General features: G+C 61.7%; 13 protein-coding genes. 5 read left to right on the plus strand and 8 right to left on the minus strand.

All coding sequences use genetic code 11. The features are described from left to right. The first annotated feature begins 5 nt into the window (after positions 1-5). Positions 6-1,319, plus strand: a complete 1,314-nt coding sequence (locus U5A65_RS32420; protein WP_321915008.1) for an HlyD family efflux transporter periplasmic adaptor subunit — start codon at positions 6-8, stop codon at positions 1,317-1,319. Here the strand turns inward: U5A65_RS32420 and U5A65_RS32425 are convergent. Further along, positions 1,292-2,713, minus strand: a complete 1,422-nt coding sequence (locus U5A65_RS32425; RefSeq protein WP_321948940.1) for a PLP-dependent aminotransferase family protein — start codon at positions 2,711-2,713, stop codon at positions 1,292-1,294. The two genes, U5A65_RS32420 and U5A65_RS32425, sit on opposite strands and share 28 nt — an antisense overlap. A 407-nt stretch (positions 2,714-3,120) precedes the next feature. Between U5A65_RS32425 and U5A65_RS32430 the strand changes: the two genes are divergently transcribed. Next, a complete protein-coding gene (locus U5A65_RS32430) occupies positions 3,121-3,324 on the plus strand; it encodes a DUF2970 domain-containing protein (protein ID WP_110382942.1) in 204 nt (67 codons plus the stop codon). Between the two features lie 92 nt (positions 3,325-3,416). Here the strand turns inward: U5A65_RS32430 and U5A65_RS32435 are convergent, their stop codons facing one another. Continuing rightward, positions 3,417-6,089: an excinuclease ABC subunit UvrA gene (locus U5A65_RS32435; protein WP_321948905.1), complete on the minus strand. Its 2,673-nt coding sequence runs from the start codon at positions 6,087-6,089 to the stop codon at positions 3,417-3,419. Positions 6,090-6,385: 296 nt separating this feature from the next. On the opposite strand from U5A65_RS32435, the gene U5A65_RS32440 reads away from it, so the two are divergent. Then, positions 6,386-6,706, plus strand: coding sequence for a DUF4148 domain-containing protein (locus tag U5A65_RS32440; RefSeq protein ID WP_321948906.1), 321 nt, complete (start codon positions 6,386-6,388; stop codon positions 6,704-6,706). 158 nt (positions 6,707-6,864) lie between these two features. Here the strand turns inward: U5A65_RS32440 and U5A65_RS32445 are convergent, their stop codons facing one another. Beyond that, on the minus strand, positions 6,865-7,653 hold the full coding sequence (locus U5A65_RS32445) for an anti-sigma factor (protein WP_321948907.1): 789 nt from the start codon (positions 7,651-7,653) through the stop codon (positions 6,865-6,867). Next, the gene (locus U5A65_RS32450) at positions 7,650-8,186 is read right to left on the minus strand and encodes a sigma-70 family RNA polymerase sigma factor (protein WP_321915004.1); all 537 of its coding nucleotides are present in this window, start codon (positions 8,184-8,186) and stop codon (positions 7,650-7,652) included. Before U5A65_RS32450 ends, U5A65_RS32445 begins: the two co-directional genes overlap by 4 nt. A 508-nt stretch (positions 8,187-8,694) precedes the next feature. On the opposite strand from U5A65_RS32450, the gene U5A65_RS32455 reads away from it, so the two are divergent. Beyond that, positions 8,695-9,075 (plus strand): DUF4148 domain-containing protein, encoded by a 381-nt coding sequence (locus U5A65_RS32455; protein ID WP_321915003.1) that lies wholly within the window; start codon positions 8,695-8,697, stop codon positions 9,073-9,075. 297 nt (positions 9,076-9,372) lie between these two features. Then, positions 9,373-10,398: an AraC family transcriptional regulator gene (locus U5A65_RS32460; RefSeq protein ID WP_321948908.1), complete on the plus strand. Its 1,026-nt coding sequence runs from the start codon at positions 9,373-9,375 to the stop codon at positions 10,396-10,398. A 17-nt stretch (positions 10,399-10,415) separates the two neighbouring features. Here U5A65_RS32460 and U5A65_RS32465 read toward each other — a convergent pair whose 3' ends face one another. From U5A65_RS32465 to U5A65_RS32475, 4 genes are read right to left on the minus strand one after another with little or no spacing between them, the layout of a single operon-like run. Beyond that, complete coding sequence (locus tag U5A65_RS32465) at positions 10,416-11,342, minus strand: 3-hydroxyacyl-CoA dehydrogenase (protein ID WP_321948909.1); 927 nt, start codon at positions 11,340-11,342, stop codon at positions 10,416-10,418. Beyond that, a complete protein-coding gene (locus U5A65_RS41010) occupies positions 11,317-11,565 on the minus strand; it encodes an alpha/beta fold hydrolase (protein WP_415766027.1) in 249 nt (82 codons plus the stop codon). Before U5A65_RS41010 ends, U5A65_RS32465 begins: the two co-directional genes overlap by 26 nt. A gap of 6 nt (positions 11,566-11,571) precedes the next feature. Next, positions 11,572-11,724: a hypothetical protein gene (locus U5A65_RS32470; RefSeq protein ID WP_321948910.1), complete on the minus strand. Its 153-nt coding sequence runs from the start codon at positions 11,722-11,724 to the stop codon at positions 11,572-11,574. A 30-nt stretch (positions 11,725-11,754) separates the two neighbouring features. After that, complete coding sequence (locus U5A65_RS32475) at positions 11,755-12,261, minus strand: 2,4'-dihydroxyacetophenone dioxygenase family protein (RefSeq protein WP_321914998.1); 507 nt, start codon at positions 12,259-12,261, stop codon at positions 11,755-11,757. Between the last annotated feature and the right edge of the window lie 398 nt (positions 12,262-12,659).

The raw sequence follows: 12,659 nt of genomic DNA on the forward strand, positions 1-12,659 counted from the left end.
CTGAAATGAGCGAAACGATCACGACCGACCGCGAGGCGGTGGATCAACGCGACGAGAAGAAAGGCGGCGCGCAAGCGGCCCCGGCGCACGAGGACAAAGCGCCCACGCCCCCCGGCCGCCGCAAGCGCCTGATCGCGCTGCTCGGCGCCGTCACCCTGATTGCGGGCGCGGCGTATGGGGCGTACTACTTCACGGAAGGCCGCTTTCACGAGTCGACCGACGACGCCTATGTGAACGGCAATCTCGTGCAGCTCACGCCGCAGGTCACGGGCACGGTGGTGGCCGTCAATGCCGACGACACGCAGATCGTGAAGGAGGGCGACCCAGTCGTGACGCTGGATCCGGCGGACGCAAGAATCGCGCTGGCCGATGCCGAAGCGTCGCTCGGCCAGACCGTGCGCCGTGTGAGCGGCCTGTACGTCAACAACGACTTCTATGCGGCCAACGTGGCGCAACGCGAGTCGGACCTGGCGCGCGCCAATGACGATCTGCGCCGGCGCGTGGCCGTCGCGGACTCGGGCGCCGTTTCCGCCGAGGATGTCGCCCACGCCCGCGACGCCGTGCAGGCCGCGCAAGCCGCGCTCGACGCAGCACGCCAGCAAGGCGCGGCGAACCATGCGCTGACCGATCGCACGTCGGTCGAACAGCATCCGGACGTGCAGGCGGCCGCCTCGAAAGTGCGCGCCGCGTGGCTCGCGTACGCGCGCGACACCTTGCCGGCGCCGGTCACGGGCTATGTGGCGCAGCGTCAGGTGCAGGTTGGCGAGCGCGTGTCGCCCGGCACGCCGCTCATGGCGATCGTGCCGCTCGACGGCGTGTGGGTGGACGCGAACTTCAAGGAAGTGCAGCTCAAGCACATGCGCATTGGCCAGCCGGTAACGCTCACTGCGGATGTCTATGGCTCGGGCGTGAAGTATCACGGCCGTATCGAGGGGTTCTCGGCGGGGACGGGAAGCGCATTCGCGACGCTGCCGGCGCAGAACGCTACGGGCAACTGGATCAAGATCGTCCAGCGCCTGCCGGTGCGCATCGCACTCGATCCGCACGAACTCGCGGCGCGGCCGTTGCGCATTGGCCTCTCGATGACGGTGGATACCGATACGCGCGACGATGCCGGCTCGCAGCTCGGCGCGGCGCACAATACGCGCTATCGCACCGATGTGTTTGCACAGTACGATGCGCAAGCCAACGGCGAGATCGAAAAGATCATCAAGCAGAACGAAATGGCTGCATCTTCCTCTACGCCCGAGACCGCTTCACAACCCTCGCCGCAACGTGTGGCGTCGCGCGATCACAATCGAGCGCACACATCGGGATGAACGAGCAGTTCGCCGAGCGTGCGAATCGCTTCGTCGATGCGCTGCGACCACGGATGACCGTAATTGAGCCGGATGCAGTTTTCGAAGCCATGCGACGCGGAAAAGAGCGGGCCAGGCGCAACGCTGATGCCGCGTTCGACCGCGAGACGATGGAGCGCCATGGCGTCGATGCGCTCGCGGAAGGTCAGCCACAGGAAATAGCCGCCCTCGGGTCGCGTGTACTGCGTGCCTTCGGGCAGCCAACGGCGGATCGCCTCGATCATCGCGTCGCGCTGCGTTTGCATGGCTAGCCGGATCTTCTTCAGATGACGCTCGTAGCCGCCGTGCTCGAGATAATCTGCAATGCCGGCCTGTGCCGGAATACTCGCCGAGATCGTCGTCATGAGCTTGAGGCGCTGCACGCGCTCGGCGAAGCGCCCGGCGCTCGCCCAGCCCACGCGATAGCCGGGCGCGAGGTTCTTCGAAAACGAGCTGCAATGCATGACGAGGCCGCGCCGGTCGAACGCGATGGCCGGCGGCGGATAGTTCGGCGCGTAGTGCAGTTCGCCGTACACATCGTCTTCGATGAGCGGGACTTCGTGTTTCGCGAGCAGCTCGACTAGCGCTTCTTTCTTCGCCGCCGACAACGTGACGCCCGTGGGGTTCTGGAAATTCGTCATGAACCAGCAGGCGCGGATGGGGTGCTTCTCCAGCGCTTGCGCGAGCGCGTCGAGGTCGAGCCCCGTGGCCGTATCGACGGGAATTTCGACCGCGCGCAGGCCAAGACGCTCGATCGCCTGCAGCGCGGCGTAAAAGCCCGGCGACTCGACCGCGACGATATCGCCGGGCTGCGTGACGGCCATCAGGCAAAGATTGAGCGCTTCCAGCGCGCCGTTCGTGATGATGATGTCCTCGGCCGGCTGCGAGATGCCAACCCGCATATAGCGCAACGCGATTTGCCGCCGCAGGTTCTCGTTGCCCGGCGGCAGATCGACCACCGTGCTCCACGGACTCACGCTGCGCGCGGCCTGGCCAAGCGATTTCGCCAGCCGCGACAGCGGAAAGAGCAGCGGGGAAGGGAACGCGGAGCCGAGCGGCACGATGCCGGGGCGCTTCGCGGCGTCGAGCACCGAAAACACGAGTTCGCTGATATCGACGGTGGCGGTTTCGCCTGCCGTTGCGCGCGAGTCCGCGTGGCTGGCCTTCGAAGGTGGCGCGACGTAATAGCCCGAACGCTCTTCGGCGCGCACGAGGCCCCACTGTTCGAGCACGTAGTAAGCGCGCGCCGCCGTGGACTGGCTCACGCCGTGCTGCGCGATGATCTGCCGCAGCGACGGCATGCGAGAGCCCGGCTTCAGGTTGCCCGAGCGAATCTCGGCGGCCATGCTCTGCGCGAGGCGTTCATAGCGTGTCATGCGTTCAGGCTGTTCCAGTGCGGTCATGGGTCGATTCGTACGTTTCTTTTGGCGTGCAGGAAGGGGATTCCGATCTGCTGCGCTCAATTATGCGTCGGCTGCTTCTATACGGCCTTCCCCGAAGCGCGGATCATTGCGGCCAGCGCGCATCGCAGTCCGGGTCTGTTCTCCCGGGATGCGCCGGGATTACTGCGCGAGTGCCTGGATCATCACCTAAACCCGCAGAGCTTGCGGCTCTTTTTGCCTGTAGCGTGGCAAGCCTTTCGCCCCGGTGCGCGAGTACCGGGGCGTTTTCTTTATCCGGCGGGACGATTCTGCATCGCTCAGATTGTTCGCAACTGCTCCTTTTTTCGCCGCCCGTGAAGTCCGAACATAGACCCATCGAATCGAACCCGATGGAGAGCGTGATGGAACTCGTACGCATGGTGCGCATGGTCCTGTGGAGCTTCTTTGGCGTGCGCAAGAGCGCGTCGCACGAAGCCGATCTGGCCAATATCAACTTCAGCTGGCTCCCGTTCGTGGCCGTTGGGCTGGCCGCGTTGATCGGCGCTTGCATTTTGGGCGTCGTGCTGCTGGTCGCGCATTCGACAGGAACCGCACAGGGGTTCTAACGGTTTGCGATTGTTCAAACAGGCTTGCGATTAAAGGTATTTGAAAGGGTTGTTCGGAGGGAGCGGCGTTTGCGATATGGCGAGCTTATTGGTTAGCGATGCCGGTGCGGTGCGGTCGGTGTGGCACGCGCCAGCTCCTGCGCAATAAAATGTGCGCTTCGGCTGCCGGACGCTCGCGCCACCTGTTGCGGCGTGCCGGTCGCCACCACGCGGCCACCCGCATCGCCCGCGCCCGGTCCCACATCGATCACCCAATCGGCTTGTGTCACGGCACGCATGTCATGCTCGATCATGACGACCGTATTGCCCGCGTCGACCAGACGCTGCAACTGCACCAGCAATCTATCGGCGTCCGCCGCATGCAGCCCCGTAGTCGGCTCGTCGAGCACGTACAGGTTGCGGCCGCGCTGGCTGCGCTGCAGCTCCGTGGCCAGCTTGATGCGCTGCGCTTCGCCCCCGGAGAGCTCGGTGGCCGGCTGTCCCAGGCGCAGGTATCCCAGCCCGATCTCTCGCAGCAATTGCAGCGGGCGCGCTACCACGTCCTCGTGGGCGAAAAAGTCGCGGGCTTCGTCCACGCTCATCTGGAGCACCTCGGCGATGTTGCGCTCGTTCCAGCGGACCTTCAGTGTGGCTTCGTTGTAGCGTGCGCCGTGGCAAGTCGGGCAGGGCGCATACACGCTCGGCATGAACAGCAGCTCCACGCTCACGAAGCCTTCTCCCTCGCAGGTTTCGCAGCGCCCCTTGGGCACGTTGAATGAAAACCGGCCCGCGTCGAAGCGGCGGCGGCGTGCGTCCGGCGTAGCGGCAAATAGCTTGCGCACGTGATCGAACAGGCCGGTATAAGTGGCCAGGTTCGAGCGTGGCGTTCGGCCGATGGGTTTCTGGTCCACCTGCACCACGCGCTGCACGGCATCCACATCACCGGCCAGGTGGCCGCCAGTGGTTTCGATGACTGTTGGACCCTCGCTCGTGGCTTCGGCCGAATCGTCCTCGGGTTCGTGGCCCAGACGCAGGAGCACCAGTTCGGGCAGTGCTTGTGCGAAGAGGCTGGATTTGCCGGAGCCCGAGATACCCGTGACCGCAGTCAACACACCTAACGGAATGCGTGCGTCCACGCCGTGCAGATTGTGGCGTTGAATCCCATGCAGCTCGAGCCATCCACTGGGGGCGCGTTTGCGGCTGGGTAGCGCGGGAATCTCGTCGAACAGATAGCGTGCGGTGCGGGACTCAGCAATCGCGCGCAGGCCTTCGGGCGCGCCGCTGTAGAGCACGCGGCCGCCACGCTCCCCGGCATCCGGTCCCACGTCTACCAGCCATTGCGCGCGGCGCATCAGATCGAGGTCGTGCTCGACCACGAACACCGAATTGCCCGCATCACGCAGCTTGTCGAGTGCGTCATAGAGGGCATGGCTGTCCGAAGGGTGCAAGCCCGCCGAGGGCTCGTCGAGTACGTACACGACGCCGAATAGCATCGAGCTCAATTGCGTGGCCAGCCGAAGCCGCTGAAGCTCACCCGCTGAAAGCGTTGGCGTAGCGCGATCCAGCGTCAGATAACCGAGGCCCAGCCCGCGCAACTGATGCAATCGCGCAACCATGCCTTCGGCGAGGCGCTGGGCAGCCATGCGCTTCTCCTCCGACAATGCGGAAGTGCGGCGCACGTCCGGAGTGATCGCATGCGTGGCGCGGCCCGCTGTGGCGCGTTCGGCGCGGTCGCGCTGGGTCGCTTCCTTGTCGGTGCCTGCTCCGGCGCAATGAGCGTGGAAATCGCCATGGGCTATGGGTTCGAGCAGGCTGGCCAACCGGTCCAGCGGCATTTGCGTGAGTTCGCCAATGTCCACACCAGCAAAGGTCACCGACAGTGCCTCGGGTTTGAGCCGCTTGCCGTGGCAAGCGGGGCATAACATCCCTTCCATGAAGCGCGACACGCGCTTTCTCATCAGCGCGCTTTGCGTGTTGGCGAAGGTATGCAGCACATAACGCCGCGCGCCGGTGAAGGTCCCCATGTAGCTCGGCTCCTGCTTGCGCTTGAGCGCTGCGCGGGTTTGCGCGGGTGTGAGGCCCGCATACACCGGCACCGTGGGTGTTTCCTCGGTGAACAGGATCCAGTCGCGGTCTTTCCTCGGCAGGTCCTTCCAGGGCCGGTCGACGTCATAGCCCAGGGTCACCAGAATGTCGCGCAGGTTCTGCCCATGCCAGGCGGGCGGCCAGGAGGCGATGGCCCGCTCGCGGATGCTCAACGATGGGTCCGGCACCATGGTGGCTTCGGTCACCTCATACACACGGCCCAGGCCATGACAGGTCGCGCACGCGCCCTGCGGCGTGTTAGGCGAGAAGTCTTCGGCATACAGCATCGGCTGGTTCGCCGGGTAGGCGCCAGCGCGCGAATACATCATTCGCACGAGACTGGACAGGGTAGTCACGCTGCCTACGGACGAGCGTGCATTGCTGGCGCCGCGTTGCTGCTGCAGCGCCACCGCGGGCGGCAGGCCGTCAATGGCATCTACGTCAGGTACGCCCACCTGGTCGATCAGGCGCCGCGCATACGGTGCGACCGACTCGAAGTAGCGCCGCTGCGCCTCGGCATAGAGGGTGCCGAAGGCAAGTGAGGACTTGCCTGAGCCGGAGACGCCCGAGAACACGACGAGCGCGTCGCGCGGAATGGAGACGTCCACATCCTTGAGGTTATGCTCGCGAGCACCGCGCACTTCCACGAAGCCGCTGACCGAAGCATGAGGGGACAACTCACTGGAGGGCTTTTTGGACACTTCGCACTCACCGTTTGATGGGCTGCGCGCCCGTTCAAGATAGACGATTGCACTGTACGTGCCAACGCGAAACTTCCGATATTCACTATCTGTCTATGCCCCGCGCTTCGGCCAAACAGGCCTTCAGCATATCGACAATCGTGTGCACGCGCATCGGGGCCGGGTGCCGCACTCGGGCCGGCACTCGCGCTCATGGAATAAGAAGGGTTGTACGACGGTCTAGTCATGTAGAGCGTTCTCCCGCCAGAACTCGCAGACGGCGGGGCTTCAACGCTCATTGACCAAGGAGTGTCGACATGAAATCAAGCCGGTCGGATCGCCGTGAGATCCTGAAATTGTTGCGCCCGCCGCTCGTGAGCGCAGCGCTACTAGTACTGTCGTCCGGTACGTTTGCGCAAGCCGCATTGAACCCAGACGTGCATCAGATTACGCGCGCGGAAGTGAGGCATGAACTGAATGAGCTGGCGTCGGTCGGCTATCACCAACCTGTGGGTAACAATCCGTATTACCCGGGCGACATCCAGGCTGCGGAGCAACGCGTTGAGGCAAAACGGCAAGCGCAGGTGACCGCGTCAATGGCCGGTCACAAGGCGGTCGAGGTTGAAAGCACGCCTTGATTGCGAGAGATGGGGTGTTGTACAGGGGCTGCTGGCGGATTCAATCAGGCGTTCAATCAGTTGTTCGAGCCGCCAGTCAGGCCCTCAGTGAGCAGCGCGACGCTTATGCCGTCTTTTTCGCACCGCTTCATCGATGCTCACGGTCTCGGGGGTTCCGTTCACGAACCAGCTTGCGCCCTCAGGCTTTTGACGAATCCGTACAGTTCGTTCTTTCCGGCGTCCGTAATGGCCCAATAGTTCATCCGTCCATCGGTCCAGTGAGCGATATGGTAGCCCTGCTGCTCATGAACCTTCGCACTGTCTCCCGCGTCGTGGCCGGGCCACACGTAGAGATTGATTGCATGAAGCTTGTAGCGGTAGACCATGACCGCCACAGTGCGGCCGTCGAGATAATCGAGACGCCCGCCAACAAGAGGATAGCCATCCTGCGCCAGATTCAGTACGGGTGGCGCAAAATCGATCTTCCCTTCGAACCATGGCTTGACCGTATGTCGATCCGTGGAAATGACATCGATAAGGTGATTCAGTTGTAGCGAGCGCACATGGTTGTCGACAAACTCCTGACTAAGCCGGACGTCGGAGGAGGGGGCAGCCAGATAAAGCATCCCGCTTCCCATGAATGCCGCTGCGCTGATGATCATTACACCAGTTGCGGCCCGGCCAGACCTGCCGCCTTCTTTCCACGAAGGCAGCCAATCCACAAGACGCTGGAAAAGGGACTCGCGCGGATTCAGTTCCTTCTTGATGCGCGCTCGCAGTTCGGCCGGCGCGGTGAACTGGAGCTTGGACGTTTTCAATAACGTACTTACCCGCCGCTGCGAAGCCAGCACACAGTGACACACGGCACAGCCGGAAAGATGATGCTCGAACTCTACCGTTTCACCAAGGGTGAGCTCGTTGTCGATGTAACCCGGTAGCAGTTCGAACGCTTTCCCGTGATCCATCATGCCTCCTGGCCCATTCCTGCAAGGACCGCGGCAAGCTGTTGACGCCCCCGTCCAAGACGGGACATGACCGTGCCCATTGGAATGCCGACAATGCCCGCAATCTCCTTGTAGGTCATTTCCTCGATCTCCCGCAGCACGATGATCTCCCGATGTTCGAGGCTCAGCATGCTCAGCGCCTTGATGACCTGCTTGCGGTCCTGATCGCGCATGACCAGAACCTCTGGACTTTCGATACCTTCGTCGTCTGGCTCCGATTCATACGCGGCCTCCTCGAATACCTGCGATTCGAAGGCCCGGCTCTTGTTGTGCTGATACCACGTGTAGAACGAATTGCGGACGATGGTCAGCAGCCAGGCGCGCGCATCCGTACCCTGAAAGCTGCCAATAAACCGGAATGCCTTGATGTACGCTTCCTGAACGACATCCTGTGCATCCTGGTCGTTGTGGGTCAGCCACCTTGCGACGCTGTACGCGGAATTCATGTGAGGTATTACCAGGGTTTCAAAGCGCCTGAGAGGAGTCAGATCGTTCATTCCGGACCCGAATTGTCGCTGTGACGCATCCGCGCCCGTCGAGAGGTTTAACCGTCGGCGCACAACTTTTATTCCGCACCTGGGCAAAGCTGGCGTCCAACAGCAATACCGGAGAGCGGGCTGGTTTATTCCAACGACGTACCGCGTTTGGGCGAACGAAGGCGACGCACTCGCCAATAAATTTTTCTCTCGCACCTGTGTCAGCTGTGGGAATAAGCGGTACCTGTTCCCGGTATACCTTGGCGTGGGCAAGCCCGATGACGACTGCAGCGTTTCAGTCCTCTCATCTGAAAGTGAGCGGAGAAACGGACGCCACAGTGTCTGACGTTCTGGGCCATTGGATTGGTCACTTCACCTTATTTAAATCGGAGTCCAAATTGAATAAGCGAACCATGAATGTTTCCCTGATAATTTTTTCTGAATCTGGCGTTGCAATCGACGCGCAGGCTAACGGTCGACCTGCGTCGGACCTGCCAGTTTCTGCACGCTTTGGGAAGGAGTTCTGACCATGAAAAAGCTCGCCCTGCTGGCTTTGGCGCTTTGCGCGCTCGTCAGCTCCACCGTGACTTTTGCGCAGTCCGCGTCCGTGCCGCTCACCCGAGCGCAGGTGCGCGCCGATCTCATCAGGCTCGAACAGGCCGGATACAATCCGTCGGCTGGCGACGACGCGAACTATCCGGACGACATCCAGGCGGCGCAGGCGAAGGCTGCCGCCCAGGACGCTGAACGGCAAGCCGCCGAGCCCCAGCAGCAGAACAGCAACAGCGGCATGGGTGCCGCCATGACAGGCACGAGCGACGCGGGCCACATCAAAAAAGAAAAGACGCCGTCCGATCCGTCGACCTGCGTCGGACCGGTCAGCTTTTGCACTATCTTCTTCGGCTCTTGAGCCAACCGTCACGGTGCTTCGCGAGTTTCAAGGTGATCCGGCGCTGCAACGACCCATCGCGCCAGACAATTGATACGCGACACCGCTTGCCCGGATGAACGTTTCCACAAGCACTGCGCCAGCGCCCCGTTAATGCCGGGGCGCTGGCGTTTTGTGACCACGGCTGCGGGCTACTGCCAGGCATGTTCCGCGCGTGGTGCGTTTGAGGGAAAATACCAAAATCAAAGCCGGTCTTCGCGACCCGCATATGAACCTCTTCCCACAGTGCCCCGTCGCAAGTGACTACCTGTACATAGAATGCAAGGCTACCTACCAAGTGTCGTGTTGACGGGCGCTGCCGCTCTACTCGAAGCGCTCGGCGTCCGACCCGAGTTGGTGGTGACTCGAGCGGATTTGCCGGAGCTTGCGCTGCGTTCCACTGATGTGCCAATTCGAGGCGCACAGGTACTGCGCTTCCTTTCGCTCGCTGCTGAAATCACACAATGCCGGGACTTCGGACTGAGGCTCTCCGAGTACCAGGGCCTGGCGGTCCTGGGGCCGATACTCGTCATGATGCAGGGCATGCGTACCGTTGGCGAGGCCATGGAAGCGCTTGCCGAGTTTTATGTGCTCCATACGTCAATGTCATCGGTAAGGGCAGTTCGCGATGAACAAGGAATGGTATTGACTTACGACATTGAGAATGCGGCTGGGTCTGGAGAGGTGCAGGCAATCGAATTGGGGCTTGCCAACGGTGTGCGGTATTTGCGGACGATTTGTGGCACAGACTGGAAGCCGGAAGTCGTGCAGTTTCGTCATGCTGCGCCGGCGGACTGCTCGATGCACTTGCGTACGTTTGGACCATCCCTGAGATTCGACCAGGATAGAAACGCGATTGTTTTGGACCATGACACGATGACGCGCCCGATTACGCAGTTTCGGCGTAACGCACATCGCGTGCTCGAAGCACATTTGCGGCGAGAAAGGGCGCAAATCGAGGCGCTCTGGGTTGTGCGCACGCAAGCGGTGATTCGGGCACTTTTGCCGTTCACGGACAGTTCGCTGAATGCGATTGCACGAGCGCTTGCAATTTCCCCGCGGACTCTGCAACGCCGCCTCTCGGAAGCCGGGACGAGCTTCGATGAAATTCGGGACGAAGTTCGTGAAGACCTCGCGGTCAAGTATGTGCAGCAATCCAGCCTGCCACTTGCGGAGATATCCGAAATGCTGGGTTATTCCCAGCAGAGTGCCTTTAGCCGTGCATTCAAGCGGCTGCGGGGCATGACGCCCCGACAGCTGCGCGCAACGTGCCGCGGGACCGACCGCGAACGCGCCGACGAATAGCGATCCTGGCTGGCAGTTCAAGCTGAGACGAACGCGGGATCCAGAAAGTCAGGATCAGGATACCGATAGAACCCGCGCCCCGTTGACTCACCAAGATTGCCCGTCTCGATGAAATGCGTCTTCACGTACTCCGCAATACGACGATGAGTGGAATCGCCGGTGCGTTCAGCGAGCGCGCGGGTGACGTTGTACACGGTCGTCATGCCGATTCCGTCGAGAATGCCGAAAGGTCCGATGCAGTCTCCTTTCGCAACCATCCACGCTTTGTCGATCGTCTGTATGTCGGCGACATCGTTGACGAGCAGGCCGAGTGCCGCCAATAGCATCGGAATAAGCATGGTATTCAGCAGGTAACCCGGTTGCTCCTTGCGCAGCGGCAACGGCACCATGCCAATACGGCGGGAAAACTGCACCACGCGCCCAAATACGGCAGGGTCGGTGCCCGCGTGGCCCATGATCTCCGCGATGTTGTGCTTCCATACGTCGTGGGCGAAATGCAGCGTCAGCAGGCGCTCGGGGCGGTCCGTGACGCTGACAAGCTGGCTCGGCACGAGCGTCGACGAGTTAGTCGCGAAGATGGTGGCGGCCGGCGCGCAGGCAGACAGCGCGCGGTAGAACGACTGTTTGGTCGCGAGATCTTCGGGGATGGCTTCGATGACAAGATCGGCGTGCGCCGCGGCAGAACCAAGATTGATATTGCCCACGATGCGAGCCCGTGCGGCTTCGATTTGTGCGCGTGTGGCGCCGAGCTCCGCAGCGTAAATGTGTCCGAGCTGATCAAATCTCGTGTTCGCGCGTTCGAGGCAGCCAGTGTCAACATCGTAGGTAACAACATCGACGCCGGAGAAAGCGCATTGAAAGGCGATCTGCGCGCCGAGTACGCCAGTGCCGGCCACCATGACGCGAGCAATCGGCTGGCTATCGTTCAGGGAGTGAGAAGACATGAATGACAGGTGATGGATGTAACGTATAGAGAGGAGAGCGGCCCCAGTCGTGCGCGATCAGATGGAACGGTGTCGCCCCGATTTGATCAGTGAACGCAAGTGCGTCCGACTCGAGATGAGCCGCGGTGTAGAGCGCGATAGTCGTGGACCTGGCGTTTTCAGCGCGGCCGCGCGGGTCCACTGCGACGGCCCGGTATCCCGCAGCGCCGAGAGCGGCCAGTATGTCGCGCTAGCAATCGGCGATTTCCGGCCAGTCATGGAGCAGCAGGACGCACTCTCCGCTGCGCGGCCCCGCAGCCAGCGCGGTATCGACATACGGTCCACTGGTCAGCGTCAGGGCTTCAATGGATTCGGCCGGCGCGGAGGGTGCGAGGTGAGCCATAGGCGCAACCTCCGTGAGAAGGCGTGCTGCTTAGCGGCTGCCCTGACAGCCGATCAGGTCAACTTCAGGCAACCCATGGCTCCTGCAATAGGCCTGGTAGCGGTTCAAAGCGGTCCGCCACGTCTCGACGTGCGTGACATTGCCCTGTTCATCCAGGAAGTGGAGTTCTCCGGTCGAGACGACGAGCGCCATGCCGTTGTCGTCGTCGGAGAGGTTCGTGAACGAGTGCGACGACTCCGAGGGCTCGAACACAAAGTCACCGGCTTCTGCGATCCAGTCGTGCTGGTCATATTTCCAGCGGCCGCTGAGCGTGTAGACCATCACCGTGCCGGTATGCCGGTGGATATGCGCGCCTTCGCCTTTGGCCGCCTTCATAAGCAAGACCACTTCGCCCGTGACAGGGTTGATCCGGAAATACTTGAGGTGAATCTTGTCGTTGATCGGAGCAAAGGGGAGCCACGGCGTGGATTGTCCGCCGATATGCACCGTGTCAATTGCGGAAACATCATTGAGGGCTTGTGCGACTTCTGCGTTCATGGAAAGTGTCTCCAGTGGGGATGAGGAACAGGATTGGCATCGAGACAAGCCGATGTGCAATCTCTGGTGACTATTCCATCGCAGTTTCGCCGCCGGAACTTGACCGGCGCCGCCCAAATTTGTACTTTACGCGCCAGTTTTTCCTCGTGCTGGAAGACCGGCAAAGAGGACGCCAGCCAAAGATCGTGTCGGCTGGCCGTCAAGGCATGCATGTGAAGAATCCGGTCGAAAAGGATTCCTGTTTATAACGTGGGCGTGATTCGATGAATCGACTGCTGCTGCACAAGTGATGGTCGTTTTCCTGTACGGATGGGGAATAACCGACGCCTGCCCGCGGTATGACAGGAAAGGCACCTAAACAGGAGATCAAAATGGACATCATCGACATGGCCCGCGCG

The organism is Paraburkholderia sp. J10-1 (genome assembly GCF_905220165.1).
GTDB lineage: Bacteria > Pseudomonadota > Gammaproteobacteria > Burkholderiales > Burkholderiaceae > Paraburkholderia.